The 18,418-nt window shown below is 71.5% G+C and carries 18 protein-coding genes; 7 read left to right on the top strand and 11 right to left on the bottom strand.

Annotated features, from left to right (window positions below; all coding sequences use genetic code 11):
• Window positions 1–450 precede the first annotated feature (450 nt).
• Window positions 451–912, top strand: a complete 462-nt coding sequence (locus QF037_RS40070) for a DUF5709 domain-containing protein (protein WP_307033910.1) — start codon at window positions 451–453, stop codon at window positions 910–912.
• Window positions 913–927: 15 nt separating this feature from the next.
• Window positions 928–1,191 carry a type B 50S ribosomal protein L31 gene (locus tag QF037_RS40065; protein ID WP_307033908.1) on the top strand — a complete coding sequence of 88 codons (264 nt, stop codon included), beginning with the start codon at window positions 928–930 and terminating at the stop codon, window positions 1,189–1,191.
• An 80-nt stretch (window positions 1,192–1,271) separates the two neighbouring features.
• Here QF037_RS40065 and QF037_RS40060 read toward each other — a convergent pair whose 3' ends face one another.
• The gene (locus QF037_RS40060; RefSeq protein WP_307033906.1) at window positions 1,272–2,066 is read right to left on the bottom strand and encodes a metal-dependent hydrolase; all 795 of its coding nucleotides are present in this window, start codon (window positions 2,064–2,066) and stop codon (window positions 1,272–1,274) included.
• A 145-nt stretch (window positions 2,067–2,211) separates the two neighbouring features.
• Here QF037_RS40060 and QF037_RS40055 point away from each other — a divergent pair, with 145 nt between their 5' ends.
• Complete coding sequence (locus QF037_RS40055) at window positions 2,212–4,725, top strand: DEAD/DEAH box helicase (RefSeq protein ID WP_307033904.1); 2,514 nt, start codon at window positions 2,212–2,214, stop codon at window positions 4,723–4,725.
• Window positions 4,726–4,744: 19 nt separating this feature from the next.
• A complete protein-coding gene (locus QF037_RS40050; protein ID WP_307033901.1) occupies window positions 4,745–5,611 on the top strand; it encodes an acyl-CoA thioesterase in 867 nt (288 codons plus the stop codon).
• Window positions 5,612–5,633: 22 nt separating this feature from the next.
• On the opposite strand, the gene QF037_RS40045 is transcribed toward QF037_RS40050, so the two are convergent.
• From QF037_RS40045 to QF037_RS40015, 7 genes are all read right to left on the bottom strand, one after another.
• The gene (locus tag QF037_RS40045) at window positions 5,634–6,545 is read right to left on the bottom strand and encodes a DUF6397 family protein (protein WP_307033900.1); all 912 of its coding nucleotides are present in this window, start codon (window positions 6,543–6,545) and stop codon (window positions 5,634–5,636) included.
• Window positions 6,546–6,670: 125 nt separating this feature from the next.
• A complete protein-coding gene (locus QF037_RS40040; RefSeq protein WP_307033898.1) occupies window positions 6,671–7,084 on the bottom strand; it encodes a roadblock/LC7 domain-containing protein in 414 nt (137 codons plus the stop codon).
• A 132-nt stretch (window positions 7,085–7,216) separates the two neighbouring features.
• On the bottom strand, window positions 7,217–7,822 hold the full coding sequence (locus tag QF037_RS40035; RefSeq protein ID WP_307033896.1) for a GTP-binding protein: 606 nt from the start codon (window positions 7,820–7,822) through the stop codon (window positions 7,217–7,219).
• A 147-nt stretch (window positions 7,823–7,969) separates the two neighbouring features.
• Window positions 7,970–8,383 carry a DUF742 domain-containing protein gene (locus tag QF037_RS40030; RefSeq protein ID WP_307033894.1) on the bottom strand — a complete coding sequence of 138 codons (414 nt, stop codon included), beginning with the start codon at window positions 8,381–8,383 and terminating at the stop codon, window positions 7,970–7,972.
• A 22-nt stretch (window positions 8,384–8,405) separates the two neighbouring features.
• Entirely contained in the window at window positions 8,406–8,876 is a 471-nt protein-coding gene (locus QF037_RS40025; RefSeq protein ID WP_373463870.1) for a roadblock/LC7 domain-containing protein, read from the bottom strand.
• Window positions 8,873–11,422: a sensor histidine kinase gene (locus tag QF037_RS40020; protein WP_307033893.1), complete on the bottom strand. Its 2,550-nt coding sequence runs from the start codon at window positions 11,420–11,422 to the stop codon at window positions 8,873–8,875. The genes QF037_RS40025 and QF037_RS40020 overlap by 4 nt, the downstream gene beginning before the upstream one ends.
• A 45-nt stretch (window positions 11,423–11,467) precedes the next feature.
• A complete protein-coding gene (locus tag QF037_RS40015; protein ID WP_307033891.1) occupies window positions 11,468–12,241 on the bottom strand; it encodes an MHYT domain-containing protein in 774 nt (257 codons plus the stop codon).
• Window positions 12,242–12,393: 152 nt separating this feature from the next.
• Here QF037_RS40015 and QF037_RS40010 point away from each other — a divergent pair, with 152 nt between their 5' ends.
• A complete protein-coding gene (locus tag QF037_RS40010) occupies window positions 12,394–12,993 on the top strand; it encodes a class I SAM-dependent methyltransferase (RefSeq protein WP_307033889.1) in 600 nt (199 codons plus the stop codon).
• A gap of 18 nt (window positions 12,994–13,011) precedes the next feature.
• Here the strand turns inward: QF037_RS40010 and QF037_RS40005 are convergent, their stop codons facing one another.
• Window positions 13,012–13,767 carry an alpha/beta fold hydrolase gene (locus QF037_RS40005; protein WP_307033887.1) on the bottom strand — a complete coding sequence of 252 codons (756 nt, stop codon included), beginning with the start codon at window positions 13,765–13,767 and terminating at the stop codon, window positions 13,012–13,014.
• A gap of 146 nt (window positions 13,768–13,913) precedes the next feature.
• Between QF037_RS40005 and QF037_RS40000 the strand changes: the two genes are divergently transcribed.
• Window positions 13,914–14,438: a PadR family transcriptional regulator gene (locus QF037_RS40000; RefSeq protein WP_307033885.1), complete on the top strand. Its 525-nt coding sequence runs from the start codon at window positions 13,914–13,916 to the stop codon at window positions 14,436–14,438.
• Between the two features lie 26 nt (window positions 14,439–14,464).
• Here the strand turns inward: QF037_RS40000 and pgm are convergent, their stop codons facing one another.
• Window positions 14,465–16,105 carry a phosphoglucomutase (alpha-D-glucose-1,6-bisphosphate-dependent) gene (gene pgm / locus QF037_RS39995; RefSeq protein ID WP_307033883.1) on the bottom strand — a complete coding sequence of 547 codons (1,641 nt, stop codon included), beginning with the start codon at window positions 16,103–16,105 and terminating at the stop codon, window positions 14,465–14,467.
• Between the two features lie 114 nt (window positions 16,106–16,219).
• Between pgm and QF037_RS39990 the strand changes: the two genes are divergently transcribed.
• The gene (locus QF037_RS39990) at window positions 16,220–16,897 is read left to right on the top strand and encodes a class I SAM-dependent methyltransferase (protein WP_307033881.1); all 678 of its coding nucleotides are present in this window, start codon (window positions 16,220–16,222) and stop codon (window positions 16,895–16,897) included.
• Between the two features lie 3 nt (window positions 16,898–16,900).
• On the opposite strand, the gene QF037_RS39985 is transcribed toward QF037_RS39990, so the two are convergent.
• A complete protein-coding gene (locus QF037_RS39985; RefSeq protein ID WP_307037602.1) occupies window positions 16,901–18,256 on the bottom strand; it encodes an NAD(P)/FAD-dependent oxidoreductase in 1,356 nt (451 codons plus the stop codon).
• Between the last annotated feature and the right edge of the window lie 162 nt (window positions 18,257–18,418).

Here is an 18,418-nt window from a genome sequence, read left to right as displayed (position 1 = left end):
TCCGGTGCCGCGGCTCCCTGGCCGTTCGGTGGGCGTGCACGCCCTCGCGTCACCGTCCGGCGACGGGTTGGGCGGCCCGGGCGGTGCGAGCCGCGCGACCGATCCGGTGGCGGAGTTGTGGTCCGCTTGGGCCGGAGGCCGTGCGCCGCTCCGGTGCGGGGCAGCGGACCGTCCCCGGGCCTCGGGCCCTCCGCCGACCTGGTCAGGCGTGGCCCGTCCCGGTGGACCGGACCCGTCACCGACCAGGCACGACGTGACCCGAACCCCGTGCCGCGCGGCCCGTCCGCGCGCCGTGCCGTTGCGCCGGGGTGAAAAGGGGTGGAAGGCTGGAGAGCGGCACCGGTTCGGGGAGCGTCCGGAAACCACGCGTTTCGCGCCGGACGCAGCTTGTGCCCGCACCGCGGACGGCCGCGGTGGCCACGGGCCCGGCCCCACCACCTGGAGGTATCCGTGAACAGCTCCGACGGATGGGGAGACGACGTCTACCAGCCCGACGGGTCCGAGGTCCAGGACGACGCCGGCCTGCTGGACGCGGAGGACACCCTCGAGGACGACGGTGTCGGCGACCCTCTCGACCGGGGCTGGTCGCCTCCGGAGCGTCCCTGGGCGGTCGAGCACACCGGTGTGACGGCGGCCGGCCGCGAGACCCTGGACGAGCGGCTCGCCGAGGAGCTGCCGGAGGCCCCCGTCCCCGAAGGTGACGGCATCGGCGACTACGACGGCGGCGACGGCGAACTCCTGGACAGCGAGGTCGGCGCCCGCCGCTCCGGCCGGCTCGTGGCCCCTGACGAGGGCGCCCATGAGGACGACGAGAGTGGCCTGATCGCCACGGACGTGGGCATCGACGGCGCGGCGGCGTCGGCCGAGGAGGCCGCGATGCACATCGTCGACGAGGACGCCCTGTCCGGCTGACCCCGAGGAGCACACATGCAGCAGGACAAGCACCCCGACTACCGCGAGGTCGTCTTCCGCGACCGCGCCGCCGGTTACGCCTTCCTGACCCGGTCCACCGCCACGAGCGACCGGACCATCGAGTGGGACGACGGCGAGACCTACCCCGTCGTGGACGTGGAGATCTCCTCGGAGAGCCACCCGTTCTACACCGGCAAGGCCCGGACGGTGGACTCGGAGGGACGGATCGCGCAGTTCGAGCGACGGTACGGCGGTGGAACGGGGCAGGGCGCCGAATGAGCGTCGACCGAGGCGGGCCTGGGCGGTACGGGGCGAGCACCCCTTGAGGCCGCCCCGGTCGTCTGCTCCCGGCCCCTTCCTCAGATGAAGTTCAGCGCCGCCGCGCAGCCCACGCCGCCGAGCAGCATGAACGCCGGCATCAGCACCTTCAGCTCGACCCAGCTGCCCGCCCGGAACCGCAGGACCTTGGGCGGCCCGATGGGGTACCAGCGCTTGCGGCCCACCGGGATCGGCCACAGGATCGGGCAGCCGGAGACCGTCAGCGCGTCCCCGATGTCGTGGACCAGCGCGCCCAGCAGGACGGGCAGGCCCAGCCACAGGTACTCCTGGCCCGGCGCCGTGAACAGCCAGTCCGAGCCGTTGCCCGGCTTGTCCAGAACGCCGGCGAGGATCCACGCGCTGGTCGCGGCCAGCAGCCAGACCAGGATGTCGGCGCTGGAGCCGCGGGTCGCCCGCCACAGCAGTCCCTCGATGGCCAGCACCATGTGCACGAAGAGCAGCGCGAGGACCGCCCAGCGCCCGCCCGTGATCGCCGCGACCGAGGCGCCCGCACCGATCAGCACGGCCCACAGCCAGGTGTGGGTGAGGGTGCGGTGGCCGCCGGAGCGACGGGAGTCGCCCTGCTTCTTCGTCGCCTTGTAGACGGCGTACGAGAGCTTGTCGACGATCTCGCACAGGCCCCGTGAGATCGGCCCGAAGGCCCGCGAGATGGTGGCCGCCTTGTGGTCGAGGTCGGGGGCGAGCGCCGCCCCCGCGCAGATCAGGGCGCCGGCCAGCAGGACCGGCCAGGGCATCGTGTGGCCCGTCGCGGCGGCCGCGGCTCCGACGCCGAGCCAGGCGGCAGCCCCCGACAGTGAGTGTGCTGGTCCCATCATCGCCGTGGCCCGCCCCATTTCTCTTGTGCCGCTGTCCAGTTGAACGGCCGTGCTGACGCTCTGTCGGCGACACAGCGTACTGCTCGTGATCTTCGCCCCCGCATCCGATTCCCCTATGGAGCAGGAGGGCAGGCAAGATGGGTGGGTGACCCTCATCGATCAGCTGCCGCAGACCGCAGACCCCGACGCCCTCTACGAAGCCTTCGAGTCGTGGGCCGTGGAGCGCGGTCTCACGCTCTACCCCCATCAGGAGGAGGCGCTGATCGAGGTGGTCTCCGGTGCGAACGTGATCGTGTCGACGCCCACCGGCTCCGGCAAGAGCATGATCGCGGCGGCCGCGCACTTCGCCGCGCTGGCCCGGGACGAGGTCACCTTCTACACCGCGCCGATCAAGGCGCTGGTCTCGGAGAAGTTCTTCGAGCTGTGCAAGATCTTCGGCACCGAGAACGTCGGCATGCTGACCGGCGACGCGTCCGTCAACGCCGACGCCCCCGTCATCTGCTGCACCGCCGAGGTGCTCGCCTCGATCGCGCTGCGCGACGGCAAGCAGGCTGACGTCGGCCAGGTCGTCATGGACGAGTTCCACTTCTACGCGGAGGGGGACCGCGGCTGGGCCTGGCAGATCCCCATCCTGGAGCTGCCCCAGGCACAGTTCATCCTGATGTCGGCCACGCTCGGCGATGTCTCGATGTTCGAGGAGGACCTCACCCGGCGCACCGGCCGCCCCACGGCGGTGGTCCGCTCGGCGACCCGTCCGGTGCCGCTGTACTACGAGTACAAGTTCACCCCGCTCACCGAGACCCTGACCGAGCTCCTGCAGACCAGGCAGGCGCCGGTCTACATCGTGCACTTCACGCAGGCGCAGGCCGTGGAGCGGGCGCAGGCGCTGATGAGCATCAACATGTGCTCGAAGGAGGAGAAGGAGCAGATCGCCGCCCTGATCGGCAACTTCCGCTTCACCACCAAGTTCGGCCGCAGCCTCTCCCGTTACGTGCGGCACGGCATCGGCGTCCACCACGCGGGCATGCTGCCCAAGTACCGGCGTCTGGTGGAGAAGCTCGCGCAGGCCGGTCTGCTGAAGGTCATCTGCGGCACGGACACGCTCGGCGTGGGCGTCAACGTCCCCATCCGCACGGTGCTCTTCACGGCTCTCACCAAGTACGACGGAAACCGCGTCCGCACCCTGCGCAACCGTGAGTTCCACCAGATCGCCGGACGCGCCGGGCGGGCCGGCTACGACACGGCGGGCTACGTCGTCGCACAGGCGCCCGAGCATGTCGTCGAGAACGAGAAGGCGCTCGCCAAGGCGGGCGACGACCCGAAGAAGCGCCGCAAGGTGGTCCGCAAGAAGGCTCCGGAGGGCTTCGTCGCCTGGACGGAGAACACCTTCGACAAGCTCATCTCCTCCGACCCCGAGCCGCTCACATCCCGCTTCCGGGTCACGCACACGATGCTGCTGTCGGTGATCGCCCGTCCCGGCAACGCCTTCGACGCGATGCGGCACCTGCTGGAGGACAATCACGAGCCGCGCAAGCAGCAGCTGAAGCACATCCGGCGGGCGATCGCGATCTACCGCTCGCTGCTGGACGGCGGCATCGTCGAGAAGCTCGACGAGCCGGACGCCAGCGGGCGCATCGTCCGCCTCACCGTGGACCTCCAGCAGGACTTCGCGCTCAACCAGCCGCTGTCCACCTTCGCGCTCGCCGCGTTCGAACTCCTCGACCCCGAATCGCCCTCCTACGCGCTGGACATGGTCTCCGTCGTCGAGTCGACGCTGGACGATCCGCGTCAGATCCTCGTCGCCCAGCTGAACAAGGCGAAGGGCGAGGCCGTGGCCGCGATGAAGGCGGACGGCATCGAGTACGAGGAGCGCATGGAGCGCCTCCAGGACATCAGCTACCCGAAGCCTCTGGAGGAGCTGCTCTTCCACGCGTACGACACGTACCGCAAGAGCCACCCCTGGGTCGGCGACCATCCGCTCTCCCCGAAGTCCGTCATCCGGGACATGTACGAACGGGCCATGTCCTTCACGGAGTTGGTGTCCTTCTACGAGCTCGCCCGCACCGAGGGCATCGTCCTGCGTTACCTCGCCAGCGCCTACAAGACGCTCGACCACAACATCCCGGACGACCTCAAGTCGGAGGATCTCCAGGACCTCATCGAGTGGCTCGGCGAAATGGTGCGCCAGGTCGACTCCAGCCTGCTGGACGAGTGGGAGCAGCTCGCCAACCCGGAGGAGATGACCGCCGAGGAGGCCCAGGAGAAGGCCGACGAGGTCAAGCCGGTCACCACCAACGCGCGCGCCTTCCGGGTCCTCGTCCGCAACGCCATGTTCCGCCGTGTCGAGCTCGCCGCCCTGGACCAGGTCGAGGAGCTGGGCGAGCTGGACGCCGAGGCCGGCTGGGACGCCGATGCCTGGGGCGAGGCGATGGACAAGTACTGGGACGAGTACGACGACCTCGGCACCGGTCCCGATGCCCGCGGCCCCAAGCTGCTCCTGATCGAGGAGGAGCCGGACAACCGTCTGTGGCGGGTCCGCCAGATCTTCGACGACCCGAACGACGATCATGACTGGGGCATCAGCGCGGAGGTCGATCTGACGGCCTCCGACGCGGAGGGCCGCGCGGTCGTCCGCGTCTCCGATGTCGGTCAGCTGTGAGCACAGGAGAATCCCACCCATGACGAACCCGGCCGAAAAGCTGGTCGACCTGCTCGACCTGGAGCAGATCGAGCTCAACATCTTCCGCGGCCTGAGCCCGAACGAATCCCTCCAGCGGGTCTTCGGCGGCCAGGTGGCGGGCCAGGCGCTGGTCGCCGCCAACCGCACCACCGAGGGCGACCGCCCGGTGCACTCGCTGCACGCGTACTTCCTGCGCCCGGGCCGGCCGGGTGTGCCGATCGTGTACCAGGTCGAACGGGTGCGGGACGGCAGGTCGTTCACGACCCGCCGGGTCACCGCGGTGCAGCAGGGCCGCACGATCTTCAATCTCACCGCCTCCTTTCACAAGCCTGAGGAAGGTTCCTTCGAGCACCAGCTGCCGCCGGCCCGCAAGGTCCCGGACCCGGAGTCGCTGCCGTCGGTCACGGACGAGATCCGGGAGCATCTGGGCGCGCTGCCCGAACAGCTGGAGCGGATGGCGCGCCGCCAGCCCTTCGACATCCGTTATGTGGACCGGCTGCGCTGGACGCCCGAGGAGGTCAAGGACGCCGAGCCGCGCAGCGCGGTGTGGATGCGCGCCGTCGGGCCACTCGGCGACGATCCGGTCGTGCACACCTGCGCGCTGACCTACGCCAGTGACATGACCCTCCTGGACGCCGTCCGTATCCCGGTCGAACCCCTGTGGGGCCCCCGGAGCTTCGACATCGCGTCGCTGGACCACGCCATGTGGTTCCATCGGCCGTTCCGCGCGGACGAGTGGTTCCTGTACGACCAGGAGTCGCCCGTCGCGACGGGCGGCCGGGGGCTGGCCCGCGGGCGGATCTACGACGTGGAGGGGCGGCTGCTGGTGTCGGTCGTCCAGGAAGGGCTGTTCCGGGCGCTGTAGATCACCCGGTTGCCGCGGCGCGTCACGCGCTTTTGCGACGCAGCCAGCCGAGCAGGCCACGGGACGGTTGCTCGGGGCCGGCGGGGGTGGCGAACGGCTGCTCGCAGGCGGTGGACCTCTGCTCCGGCACGGGAGGCGCTTGCTTCGCGGCGGGTCGTGGCGCGGGCCGGAGCCTGCGGGCGTCCTCCAGCGTCCGGGTCAGATCGGCCCTCAGCCGGCTGATCTCGTCCGGGTCGTCCGCCGTCATGATCCTCTCGGCGAGGTAGGCGGCGGGTGATCCCTGCGCGCCCTGGGCCGGCGGGCCCGGCCGGAAGCGGATGAGATGCGAGCGTTCATAGGGGTCCGGAACGATCTCCGAGATCTGAACGGGGTGGAGGAAGGCGGCCAGGGCCCCTGCGCTCTCCCAGGGGCCGTCGGCCACTCGCAGCAGGAACTCCCGGTGACGTCCGCGCCAGTTGCGTGCCCTCAGATCCAGCCCCGCGTCCAGCAGGTCGCGCATCCCCTCGGGCGTACGACGGGCGTTCAGCAGGCGGGAGTTCTCCTCATCGGCGGCGAACTGCCGGAGTTCCTCGGCCAGATACAGCCAGACCACCGCCCGGTACCGGTTCAGATAGAAGCGCACCGGCGCCACCACGCCCAGTCGCGCCAGGCGCGTGAACCTGCTGACGGGCACATCCATGACGGCCGCGCCCTCGCTGGTGCCCACGACCCGCACACGTTCCAGCAGCACGTCGGGAAAGCCGTCCTCGGTGCGCAGCCGGTCGAGCTCGGAGCGGGTGACGCGGCGGCCTCCACCGCCTTCGTCGGGGACGGTCCAGATGTGGCCGAGGTGGACGGCGAGGTCGAACTCGCTTCGTTTGAGCCCCAGTTCCCGTGCCGCGCGGCTCGGCGCGCAGGAGAGCTGGTGGGATGCGGTGACGGTGCTGCCTGACATGGTCGTACTCCCCCGTGGAGTCGGTCGCTCACGCTGTGTGCGCTCGCCGTGAAAAAACCGTAACCGGTCCGGCGGATCTCCTGGTGAGCCTGTGGATAACTCCGCGGGGGAGGAAAAGGAGCAGGTCAGAGGTCCATGGCCGAGCTCCGTTCGGGTCGGCGGACGTCCACGCCGAGGTTCTCGCCCACGCGATTGACGAGCAGGGTCATCTCGTAGGCGATCTGCCCGATGTCGGCCTCCGCGCCGCTGAGCACGCACAGACAGCTGCCGGTCCCCGCCGCGGTGACGAACAGCACCGCGTCGTCGAACTCGACCATCGTCTGGCGCACTCTGCCCGCGCCGAAGTGGCGTCCGGACCCCTTGGCCAGGCTGTGCAGTCCGGACGCGACGGCGGCGAGGTGCTCCGCGTCCTCGCGGCGCAGCCCCGTGCTCGCTCCCGCCACCAGCCCGTCGTTGGACAGGACCAGTGCGTGGCGTACGTGGTTGACACGCTCCGTCAGATCGTCCAGCAACCAGCCGAGTCCCTGGTTCTGCGCCATGTCTCCGTCTCCCCGTGTGACGTCTCCCCCTGGCCGGAGGATCTCCCGGCCACCCTTCCCGACGGCCAGGGCCTCGGCAAGGAGGACGGGCCAAGCCGCGGAAGATGGCCGAACCTTTGCTCGGTCACCGGGTCATCCCACCGAGTCGAGCAGTCGGGCGGTGTGCATTCGTCCCGCGTACTCGACGAGCCGGATCAGCACTTCCTTGCCCGAGTCACGGTCCCGGGCGTCGCAGAGCACCACGGGGGTGCCGCTGTCGAGGTCGAGGGCGCGGGAGACGTCCCCGGCGTTGTAGGTGCGGGCACCCGTGAAGCAGTTGACGGCCACGACGAACGGGATGTGCCGGTGCTCGAAGTAGTCGACCGCCGGGAAGCAGTCCTCCAGTCGCCGGGTGTCCGCGAGGACCACGGCGCCCAGGGCGCCTTGCGACAACTCGTCCCACAGGAACCAGAAGCGGTCCTGGCCGGGGGTGCCGAAGAGGTAGAGGGAGAGACCGGAGCGGATGGTGATGCGGCCGAAGTCCATGGCGACCGTGGTCGTGACCTTCTGGTCCACGCCGCCGGTGTCGTCGACCAACTGACCGGCCTCGCTGAGGAGTTCCTCGGTGCGCAGCGGCCTGATCTCACTGACCGCGCCCACCAGGGTGGTCTTGCCCACGCCGAATCCGCCGGCGACCAGTATCTTCAACGCCAGCGCGGTCGACTCGCCGCCCTGGGCATCGGAAGTCTCGGAGACCATTGATCACTTCTCTCGGGAGTACCGGTAACGGCCGACGGTGCAGGTGTGCGAAGTCAGCATGATGACAACTGCGGCACCCCTTCGCGGGGTTGCACCGCTATTTGACCGATGTGGCCGGTTCACGCACGTTCGGTTACGAAGTTTCATCTACAGTGCCCGCAGTCCTTCGATCACCTCGCGCAGAATCCGTTCGTCAGGAAGCTGCGCGGGCGGTACCGGACGGCTGACGGTGACGCAGCCGAGTTCCAGCAGGTCGCCGAGGAGCACCCTGACCACGCCGAGGGGCAGGTCGGCGTCCGCGGCGAGTTCGGCGACCGACTGGGTCTCGATACGGCACAGTTCGATCAGGACCCGGTGTTCGGGTCCGAGCGCGGTGTCGTCGTCGACGCCGGGCGCGGCCGCGTCCAGGGTGACCAGGGCGATGAGGTCGAAACGCACCCCGGTGGGGCCGGGTTTGGTGCGTCCGCCCGTCATGGCGTACGGGCGGACGAGAGGCCCCGCCTCGCCGTCGTACCACTGACTGCCCTGCTCCCGCGGGGCGTCCGTCATGTCCTCCGTCATGAGCGTGGACCGCCTTCTCGTCTCATCCGGCGGGAGGCCGCGCGGCGACGCGCGGCGCCGTGTACAGGTGCTCGCCGACGCGTTTGACGAGCCGTGCCATCTCGTAGGCCACCAGGCCGATGTCGGCGGTCACAGCGGTGAGCAGGGCGAGGCAGGAGCCGTCACCGGCGGCGGCCACGAACAGGAAGCCGTCGTCCATCTCGACCATGGTCTGGCGCACTCCGCCCGCCCCGAAGTGGCGGCCTGCGCCCTTGGCCAGGCTGTGGAAGCCGGAGGCCACCGCGGCCAGGTGCTCCGCGTCCTCGCGGCGCAGATCGGTCGACGCCCCCACGGCCAGGCCGTCGTTGGACAGCACCACGGCGTGCCGTACCTCGCTGACGCGCAGCACCAAGTCGTCCAGCAGCCAGTCGAGTTCACCGGACCTCCCCCACTCTCGGCTCCGCTCGCGCGGGGGGACCCCCACGCCGTCCCTCATGCTGGGGTCCTGGATCATGCGGGGTCTCCTTCGCTGCTGTCGCTGACCGCGGCGGGATCCGGGGCGGCGCCGCGACCGGGACGGCGGCCGCCGCCGCGTGCCCAGCCGTCGCGGTAGGCCGCCATCCGGTCCCGTACGAGCTCGGGGGTGCGTTGGTCCTCACCCCGAGGGTCGGAGTGTGGTTCCGGTTCCTCCGTACGTCGTTCGCGCAGCTGAGGGGCGAGGTTCGCCTGGCGGACGCGGCGCGGGAGGTCGTCCGATTCCTCGGAGTCGTCCGGGGGACGGTGCAGTCGCAAGGTGGTGACTCCGGGGGGTGGGGTGTCGGACCCGGACTCCGCCCTCGCCGGCGCCGCGACCTCCGCCCTGGCCTCCGCCGCGACCGGTGCGGGGGCCACCAGTGCCGGCCGGTCGGCCGGGGCGTGCACGGACTCCTGCGGCGGCCTGACGGCGCCGGGCACGCGCGCGTACACGTGTTCCTGGTCCACGGCCTTGCGGGGGGAACGTTCCTCCGGACCGCTGTGCAGCAGGGAGGTGGGCAGCAGGACGACGGCCGTGGTGCCGCCGTAGGGCGAGGTGCGCAGGTGGACCTTGATGCCGTGCCGGGCCGCCAGCCTGCTGACCACGAAGAGCCCGAGCCGGTCACTGTCGAACAGGTCGAGCGCCTCGGACTGCTCGATGCGGTGGTTGGCCTCGGCGAGGGACTCCTTGCCCATCCCCAGCCCCCGGTCCTCGACCTCGATCGCGTAGCCGTTGCCCACCGGTTCACCGGTGACGCGCACCCGCGTGTGCGGGGGCGAGAACTGCGCGGCGTTCTCGACGATCTCGGCCAGGAGATGGGTGACGTCGGCGACGGCCCCGCCGATGACGGACGCCTCGGGGAGCTGTCGTACCTCCACGCGCGCGTAGTCCTCCACCTCGGAGACGGCCGCGCGCACCACGTTGGTCAGGGAGACCGGCATGCGCCAGGCCCGGCCGGGTGCCGCTCCGGAGAGGATGATCAGGCTCTCCGCGTGCCGCCTCATACGAGTGGTGAGGTGGTCGAGCCGGAAGAGGTCGCTCAGCTCGCCCGGGTCCTCGGAGCGGCGTTCCATGTTGTCCAGCAGGCTCAGCTGGCGATGCACGAGGACCTGGCTGCGGCGGGCGAGGTTGACGAACACCCCGGAGATGCCGCTGGCGAGTTCGGCGCGTTCCACGGCGGCCCGCAGCGCGGCGCGGTGCACGGTCCCCAGTGCCTCGGCGACCTGCCCCGTCTCGTCCTCCGACGGCGGTCCGGGCGGGGCCTCGGCCTGGACGTCGATCTCCTCGCCGGCGCGCAACTTCCGCATCGCCTCGGGGAGTTTGCGCCGCGCGATCTCCAGGGCGAGGTTGCGCAGGCCCTCGAGCTCGATGACCAGGCCGCGTCCGATGCGTACGGAGATGACGAGCGACGCGACGACGGCGGCGAGGCCGAACAGGACGGCGGCACCCGCCGGGGTGAGCAGACCGCGGGTGAACGGGTCCGCCTGGTCCGCGACGCCGCGCCCGGCGTCCGCCTCGATGGTCCGCATGCCGTCCTGCACGCGCGCGTGTGCCTTGCTCCAGGTGGCCTCGGGCGCCGCGGCGATCGCCGACGCGCCCGCCCGGCTCGCGAGGACCTTGTCCTCGACGGTGTCCACGGCCGCGTAGTCGCTGCCGTCGGCGAGGTCCTGCCAGGCGGCGCGTTCGGGGCCGCGCAGGTCGGCGACGGCGGCCTCGGTGAGGGTTCGGCGGGTTTCGACGGCGCCGGTGAACAGCCTCAGCCGCTCGCCGTCGATGCGCCCGGCGAGACGTGCGCCGGCCAGCAGGACGTCCTCCTGGGCCAACGCCTCTCCCGCGCGGGAGAATTCGAGCAGCACGCGCGCGTCGGAGCCCAGTTCGGCGTCCTGGATGCCGGTGAGGGCGCCGCCCACGCCGAAGGCCGTGGCGATGGTCCGGGTATAGCGCCCGTACGTCTCGTCCCAGCCGGCGCGGCGGTCGAGCACCGCGGTCCGCACGGAGCGCAGTTGCTCACCACCGGCCACGAAGGTCTCGAGACGCTGGGCCACTCCGGCGGGCAGTTCCTCGCCGTCGGCGACGGTGTTGTCGTCGCCGAGCCGGAGTTTGTCCAGGGCTTTGTCCGTGCGTTCCGCGAGGGTCTTGAGGTCTGCGCCGCGGCCGCCGGTCGGGACGATCGCATAGCGCACCGCGGCCGCGCGTTCCGCCTGGAGCGCGGCGACGGCGGCCGCGACAGGGGCCCGGATCTCGGCGTCCACCCGCTGCAACTGCCGCAGGCGGGAGACGTCCTGGGCGGTGGTGACGGTGGCGTACGCCCACAGGGCCAGCAGCGAGACGACCGGCACCATCAGCAGGCAGACGATCTTGGCGCGCACGGTGCGCGGGCGTATCAGCCACTGTCCCGCGCGCGTGGGCGTCTCGTCCGGTACGGCTCCTACCGGCTCGTCCAGGCGTTCGTCGGCCGGTGGTCCGGCGTGGGCGCGGCGGCCGCGGGCGGGGGACGGTGCCGATGGCTCGGCGCCGTTCGTGGGGGTCCTACGGGATGTACGCATGGCCTCCTGCCTCGGAAGTGGTCGGTGGGCGGGCCCGGCGGCCCGTCAGCGGGCGGCGCTCTCGGCCGGCCGCTGGGCCGAGGCGGACGCCTCGCGCTCCCCCGAGGTCGGCGACAGCGCGACGAAGGCGGAGGTCAGGAAGAGATAGGACCCGAGGCCGACGGCGAGGGGGAAGATGAACTGCATCGCGGTGGCCCCGGGCAGGGCCGTGTCGGAAGGGCTGACGCGCACGCCCACCGAGAACATCCCGGTGTAGTGCATGCTGCTCACCGCGGCTCCCATGATGAGCGAGGCGACGGTGACGGCGACGGGCGACTTGATGTTGAGCGCGGCCCACAGGGCAGCCGTCGCGGCGACGACGGCGATCAACACGGACAGCCCGACGAGGGCCGGGTCGTACTTCACGTCGCCGTGCAGACGGACGGCGGCCATCCCCAGGTAGTGCATGCTCGCCACGCCGAGTCCGGTGGTGAGCCCGCCCAGGAAGAGCGCCCGCGCGCGGTCCTTGCTGTAGCCGACGGCGAAGACGCCGGCACAGACGACGATCATGGCGACGAGCAGACTCACGATGGTGAGCGGAACGTCGTAGCGGATGTCGGTGCCGGTGACGCTGAAACCGAGCATGGCCACGAAGTGCATGGTCCAGATGCCGGTTCCGATCGCGGAGGCGGCGGTGATGAGCCAGTTGCGGCGTGAACGCCCCGTGGCGCCGAGCGCGCGGACGGTGCAGCGCAGCCCGAGTGCGGCGCCGATGCAGGCCATCACGTACGACAGCACGGGGGTCAGCCAGCCGAGTGCGGCGTGGTCCAGGTGTCCCATGGCTCCGGGACGCTAGTCGGGGCATGGGCGCACAAAGGGGGCGCAGTTCGAAAGGTGTTGGAATATGACGCAGAGATGCACCTGAACGATCGCGCCGCGCTCGAACGTGTGCGCAGGAGCATCATCCTTGTCGGTGAGAGATCATGCGGACCATGAGCGACGACCACACACATGTTCAGGAGTTCTTCGGCGCCCGAGCCGCCGACTGGGATGCCCGCTTCCCCGACGACGGCCCCGCCTACGCCGCCGCGGTCGCCGTCCTCGGGCTGCGTGAGGGGGATCGCGTGCTCGACGCCGGCTGCGGCACCGGACGCGCCCTGCCGCCCCTGCGTGCGGCCGTGGGCCCCTCGGGAGTGGTCCTCGGGGCCGATGTGACGCCGGCCATGCTCCAGGCCGCCGTACGGGCCGGACGGGACCGGGACGGGCAGTTGCTGCTGGCCGACGTGGCCGCGCTGCCGCTGCGTGCGGAGTCCCTCGACGCGGTGTTCGGGGCGGGGCTGATCTCCCATCTGCCCGATCCGGCCGAGAACCTGCGGGAGTTGGCGCGTGTGGTGCGTCCGGGCGGCACCCTGGCGCTCTTCCACCCGATCGGCAGGGCCGCGCTCGCGGCACGACAGGGCCGGCAGATCACGCCGGACGACCTGCGTGCAGAGCCCAACCTCCGGTCTCTGCTGGCCGGTTCCGGGTGGCGCATGACGTCGTACGCCGACGAGGACACCCGGTTCCTGGCACTGGCCGCGCGGGACGACTGACCCTGCGGCCCAGCCCCTTCAGCCCCACCCGGCGACCTCCGCCACGAAGGCGTCGGGGTTGTCGAACATGACGTTGTGTCCCGCGCCCGGCACGGTCACCACGCGCACCCCCGCGGCCTCCAGTTCACCCCTGCCCTCGAGTTCACCGCTCAACTCGCCCTGCAGATACACGCGCTCCACGGTGAGAGCTTCGAGGATGTCGCGCATGACAGGGTCGGAGCCGCGCCTCAGCCCGACGGCCGTCCGGTGCAGCGCGCGCGGGTCGGCCAGTCGCATGGTCGCCGCCCACAGCGGCCCGACCTGTTCCAGCACGCGCGCGTAGCCACCGTCGACGAAGGCCTCCTCCTCGTGGGAGGCGATGCCGCTGCTGCCCGCGGCGAGCGGTGGGAACGCGTCCAGGTTGGCCTCCGTGAGCACGAGGCGGGAGACCAGTTCGGGGCGCCGGTGGGCGAGCACCAGGGCGACGGCGCCGCCCATGCTGTGCGCGATGAGCTCGGCACCCGTGACACCCGCCGCGTCCAGCGCCGCCGCCAGCGCGCCGGCATGGTCGTCGAGTGTGTAACCGAAGTGCTCGGGCCGGTCGCTGATGCCGTGTCCGGGCAGGTCCACGAACAGGCTGCGGTTGCCCGCGAGTTCGGGCCGGGCCGCGATATGGGCGTGGTACACGCACGAGACCGACCCCAGTCCGTGCACGTACACGCGCGTGCGTTCCTCGCCGGGCACCTCCGTCCAGCGGATGCGGCTTCCCTTGCCGTCGAACTCGGCCTGCTTCATCGCGTCCTCCCTGAGCGGCGTCCTTGGCGGCACCCTCGCGAGCCGCCCTTGCGAGCCATCGCCACGACAATACATCGGTTACGATGTATTAAGAATGCGATGTATTCGTTGAGCGATGTACCCCGGTCGTACGGCAGAATGCGGGCATGCTGGAGCTCGCCATCCTCGGATTCCTGTACGACGCCCCCCTGCACGGCTACGAGCTGCGCAAACGCATCGCGGCGCTGACCGGGCACGTGAAGCCCATCGCGGAGAGCACGCTCTATCCGGCGATCAAGCGCCTGGAGAAGGCCGGGCTGCTGGAGCGCGCGACGGAGCCCGGTTCCGTCGCCGCGCCACGGCACGTCCTGACGCTCACCGAGGACGGCCGCCGCGATCTGCGCCGTAGGCTCGCCGAGCCAGTACAGCGCGACATCACCGACGAGAACCGCTGGTTCACCCTGCTCGCGTTCCTCCGACACCTGGACGACACCGCGGCGCAGGCGGCCGTACTGCGGCGCAGGCTGGCGTTCCTGGAGGAACCCGCGAGCTTCTTCTACGAGGGTGACCGGCCGCTGCGCGCCGAGGAGCTGGACGATCCCTTCCGGCGCGGAATCCTGACGATCGCGCGCGCCACGTCCCAGGCGGAACTCACCTGGCTGCGGGCCACCCTTGCCTCACTGGACGGCTGAGGACACCTCACCGCCGGTCGTGGGCGTCACGCACCCAGCGCCGCGAGCACCACGGACCTGGCCTCCTCCTGGACCTGCCGCAGATGGTCCGCGCCGAGGAATGACTCCCCGTAGATCTTGTAGACGTCCTCCGTGCCCGAAGGGCGGGCCGCGAACCAGGCGTTGGCGGTGGCGACCTTGATGCCGCCGAGGGCGGCACCATTGCCGGGGGCCTCGGTGAGCACCGTGGTGACCGGCTCGCCGGCGAGGGTGTCGGCGGTGACCTGGCGCGGGGACAGCTTGGCGAGCAGCGCCTTCTCCTCGCGGGAGGCCGGGGCGTCCACGCGCGCGTAGGCGGGGGCGCCGAAGCGGTCCGTGAGACCGGCGTAGTGCTGCGACGGGGTCCTGCCCGTGACCGCCGTGATCTCGGAGGCGAGCAGCGCCAGGATGATGCCGTCCTTGTCGGTGGTCCACACCGAGCCGTCCCGGCGCAGGAAGGACGCGCCCGCCGACTCCTCGCCGCCGAAGCCCAGCGAGCCGTCCGACAGGCCGTCGACGAACCACTTGAAGCCGACCGGAACCTCGACCAACGGCCGGCCGACGTCCGCCGCGACCCGGTCGATCATGCTGGAGGACACCAGGGTCTTGCCGATCCCGGCGCTCGCGGGCCACTGCTCCCGGTGCGAGAACAGATACGAGATCGCCACCGCCAGATAGTGGTTGGGGTTCATGAGGCCCCCGTCGGGTGTGACGATGCCGTGGCGGTCGGCGTCGGCGTCGTTGCCGGTGGCGATGTCGAACCGGTCGCGCTGCTCGATGAGCGAGGCCATGGCGTACGGCGAGGAGCAGTCCATGCGGATCTTGCCGTCCCAGTCCAGAGTCATGAAGCGCCAGGTGGGGTCGGTGAGCGGGTTGACCACCGTCAGGTCGAGCCGGTGCTGTTCGGCGATCCGGCCCCAGTAGGCGACCGAGGCACCGCCCAGCGGGTCGGCGCCGATCCGCACGCCGGCGGCCCGGATCGCGTCCAGGTCCAGCACGTTCGGCAGGTCGGCCACGTAGGTACCGAGGAAGTCGTGGCGGCCGGTGCCGGGCGCGGCCAGGGCACGGGCGTAGGGGATGCGCCGTACGTCCTTCAGACCGCCGGTGATGATCTCGTTGGCGCGGTCCTGGATCCAGGAGGTCGCCTCGGACCCGGCGGGGCCGCCGTTCGGCGGGTTGTACTTGAAGCCGCCGTCGGCGGGCGGGTTGTGCGAGGGGGTGACCACCACGCCGTCGGCGAAGCCGGAGGTGCGGTTCCGGTTGTGGGCGAGGATGGCGTGCGAGACCGCCGGGGTGGGTGTGTAGCCGTCGGCCTGGTCGATGAGGACGGCCACGTCGTTGGCGGCGAACACCTCCAGCGCCGTGATCCGCGCGGGCTCGGACAGGGCGTGGGTGTCGGCGCCGAGGAAGAGCGGGCCGTCGGTGCGCTGGGCGGCGCGGTACTCGCAGATGGCCTGGCTGGTGGCGGCGATGTGGTCCTCGTTGAAGGCCGCCGCGAGCGACGAGCCGCGATGTCCGGAGGTACCGAACGCCACTCGCTGCCCGGGCTCGGCCGGGTCGGGGTGCAGCGCGTAGTACGCCGTGACCAGGCGGGCCACATCGATGAGGTCCTCGGGCCCGGCGACCTGTCCCGCTCGCGCGTCCTGCATGTGCCCGCTCCTCCGCAAGAGTCGATCGTGGGGTTACGGGCCCATTCTCCCCTGTCCGGTGCGCCGGGACGCGCACCGGGCGACCGTTGTGGCACACGTACGACGGATGCGACGATGCGGGTCGGCGAACGAAGGGACACCGACGTGACGCACGAGGACCAACGGCCGCCCGCTGCCGTGCTGTTCGACGCGCTGGGCGCCGACTACGAGAAGGCGTTCGCCCATGCCCCCGCGCACCTGTCCGCGCTGGAGTGGCTGATCGAGCGGCTGCCGCCCGCCGCGCGGACGCTGGACGTGGGCAGCGGCACCGGGCGGCCCACCGCGGCGGCGCTCGTCGGGGCGGGGCACTCGGTGCTGGGCGTCGACGTCTCCCCCGTCATGGTGGAACTCGCCGTCCGTCAGGTGCCCGGGGCCGAGTTCCGCAGCGCCGACATCCGGGATGTCCCGCTGGACGCGGACTCGTTGGACGGCGTGTGCGTGTTCTTCTCGCTGCTCCAGATGACCCGCGCCCAGCAGTCGGCACTGATGCGGCGCCTGGCCCTGGCCCTTAGGCCCGGTGGGCATCTGGTGCTGGCCACCGTGCCCGCCGACGTGGAGGACCTCGAGGTGGTCTTCATGGGCCAGCCGGTCCGCGCGACGAGCTTCGCCGAGGACGACGTGATCGGCATGGTGGAGGCGGCCGGGCTGACGGTGCTGTCCCGGCACAGCCTCACCTTCACCCCGGACCACCCCGCTGCGGAGCCCGAGCCCCATCTCTTCCTGTACTGCCGCCGCGACGAGACCGGGCTCTGACGCTCAGCGCTCCCGTGGTTCCGGGCTCGCCGGCGGCTCGGCGGGCGTCGGCCCGGGCCGGCTGAAGAGAACGGCCCGCGCGACGGAGGGGGCGAACAGGGCGGTCACGGGCTCGGCGAGGACCAGCACGGCGCGGAAGGCACGCCCCACGACGGGGTCGCCGGGCGACCGTTCCGTGACCCGGCGCAGGTACCAGCCCGCGACACGGGCCGCGGGGCCGGCGGCGACCGCGGTGCCGACCGCGCCCGGCATCCCGCGGTCCGCTCCGGCCGAGATGTCCCACGCCTGCCGGGATGCCGCGAGCAGCGCCCGCTGCACACGGCGCGTGGTGGGGGTGCGGCGACGGTCGGCGAGCGTGTCGCGCAGGGCGACCGCGCTCATCGCGGCGATGGCCATGCCCTGCCCGTAGATCGGGTTGAAGGTGCACAGGGCGTCGCCGGTGGCGAGGAATCCGGCCGGGCGGCGGCCGGGCAGGTCGTAGCGGCGCCGGATGTTCGCGGTCCGCCGGTAGCCGAACGCCGGCGTGAGCGGTTCGGCCTCCTCCAGCCAGCGGTCCAGGAGCGGATGCGCCAGTCGCTTGGCGTACGCCTCGAACTCGTCGTCGCCCGTGGGCGGTTCGTCGCCGCGCAGCCCCGAGACGATGACCAGATGGCTGCCGTCCTCCAGGGGCAGCGCACCACCGCCGTTGACCTGGTCGGGCCCGGGATAGACGTAGTGGCCGAGGGTCTCGCCGTCGAGGGTGCCCTTCCGCCCGCGGTAGACGCGCGAGGCGTAGGCGAGTCCGGTGTCGATGGTCTCCTCGTGCGCGCTCTCGGCGCCGATCGCCGCGAGCCACTGCGGCGCCTTGGTGCCGCTGCCGGAGGCGTCGACCACCAGGTCGGCCTCCAGGGCCCGGGATTCCGCGCCGGCGTCGCCGGAACGTTCCCTCAGGAGTACGCCCCGTACGCGCGAGGCATCACCGAGAAGCCCGACGGCCTCGGCCCCCTCCACCACGCCGATCACCGGATTGGCGAGAACCCGCCGCCGTATCAGCTCCTCCAGCTGCGCGCGGGAGCCGGTGTATATGTGCGTCGACGCGGGCCACCGGCGGAGCCAGCGGCCGTTCTGCCACAGCACCATGTCCGACGGCATCCCCACCCGCGGCGCCCCCGCCTCCTCCAGTTCCGTCAGGAAGCCCGGCAGCAGCGACTCCAGGGCCGTCTGCCCGCCCTCCAGCAGGACGTGCGGATGCCTGCCCTGGGGTACGCCCGGCCGTGACCCGGTGGCCTCCGGGAACCGGTCACGCTCGACGACGGTCACGCGGTCGCAGTGCCCGGCCAGGACGTGCGCCGCGAGGAGTCCCGCGATGCTGCCGCCCACGACGACCGCATGCCGCCCGCCCCGACCGCCACCGCCCTCGCTCCGACGGCCCGTTCCTACGGCAGAGTTCACCGATCCGCTCCCTTGGTCGCCATGTGGTGAGAAGGCACAAGTATCCTTCGCTGCAAGGCGGCTTGACCGTGTTCCGGCCCTTCAGAGCGT

Source organism: Streptomyces canus (genome assembly GCF_030815415.1).
Taxonomy (GTDB): Bacteria; Actinomycetota; Actinomycetes; order Streptomycetales; family Streptomycetaceae; genus Streptomyces; species Streptomyces canus_F.
This window is presented reverse-complemented; position numbering and strand designations above follow the sequence as displayed.

What these genes read in the sequence shown, in the direction of transcription:
- QF037_RS40065 (WP_307033908.1), top strand. Translation starts at nt 928, where the DNA reads ATGCAGCAGGACAAGCACCCCGACTACCGCGAGGTCGTCTTCCGCGAC.
- QF037_RS40060 (WP_307033906.1), bottom strand. Translation starts at nt 2,066, where the DNA reads ATGATGGGACCAGCACACTCACTGTCGGGGGCTGCCGCCTGGCTCGGC.
- QF037_RS40050 (WP_307033901.1), top strand. Translation starts at nt 4,745, where the DNA reads ATGACGAACCCGGCCGAAAAGCTGGTCGACCTGCTCGACCTGGAGCAG.
- QF037_RS40045 (WP_307033900.1), bottom strand. Translation starts at nt 6,545, where the DNA reads ATGTCAGGCAGCACCGTCACCGCATCCCACCAGCTCTCCTGCGCGCCG.
- QF037_RS40040 (WP_307033898.1), bottom strand. Translation starts at nt 7,084, where the DNA reads ATGGCGCAGAACCAGGGACTCGGCTGGTTGCTGGACGATCTGACGGAG.
- QF037_RS40035 (WP_307033896.1), bottom strand. Translation starts at nt 7,822, where the DNA reads ATGGTCTCCGAGACTTCCGATGCCCAGGGCGGCGAGTCGACCGCGCTG.
- QF037_RS40030 (WP_307033894.1), bottom strand. Translation starts at nt 8,383, where the DNA reads ATGACGGAGGACATGACGGACGCCCCGCGGGAGCAGGGCAGTCAGTGG.
- QF037_RS40025 (WP_373463870.1), bottom strand. Translation starts at nt 8,876, where the DNA reads ATGATCCAGGACCCCAGCATGAGGGACGGCGTGGGGGTCCCCCCGCGC.
- QF037_RS40020 (WP_307033893.1), bottom strand. Translation starts at nt 11,422, where the DNA reads ATGCGTACATCCCGTAGGACCCCCACGAACGGCGCCGAGCCATCGGCA.
- QF037_RS40015 (WP_307033891.1), bottom strand. Translation starts at nt 12,241, where the DNA reads ATGGGACACCTGGACCACGCCGCACTCGGCTGGCTGACCCCCGTGCTG.
- QF037_RS40010 (WP_307033889.1), top strand. Translation starts at nt 12,394, where the DNA reads ATGAGCGACGACCACACACATGTTCAGGAGTTCTTCGGCGCCCGAGCC.
- QF037_RS40005 (WP_307033887.1), bottom strand. Translation starts at nt 13,767, where the DNA reads ATGAAGCAGGCCGAGTTCGACGGCAAGGGAAGCCGCATCCGCTGGACG.
- QF037_RS40000 (WP_307033885.1), top strand. Translation starts at nt 13,914, where the DNA reads ATGCTGGAGCTCGCCATCCTCGGATTCCTGTACGACGCCCCCCTGCAC.
- pgm (WP_307033883.1), bottom strand. Translation starts at nt 16,105, where the DNA reads ATGCAGGACGCGCGAGCGGGACAGGTCGCCGGGCCCGAGGACCTCATC.
- QF037_RS39990 (WP_307033881.1), top strand. Translation starts at nt 16,220, where the DNA reads ATGCGGGTCGGCGAACGAAGGGACACCGACGTGACGCACGAGGACCAA.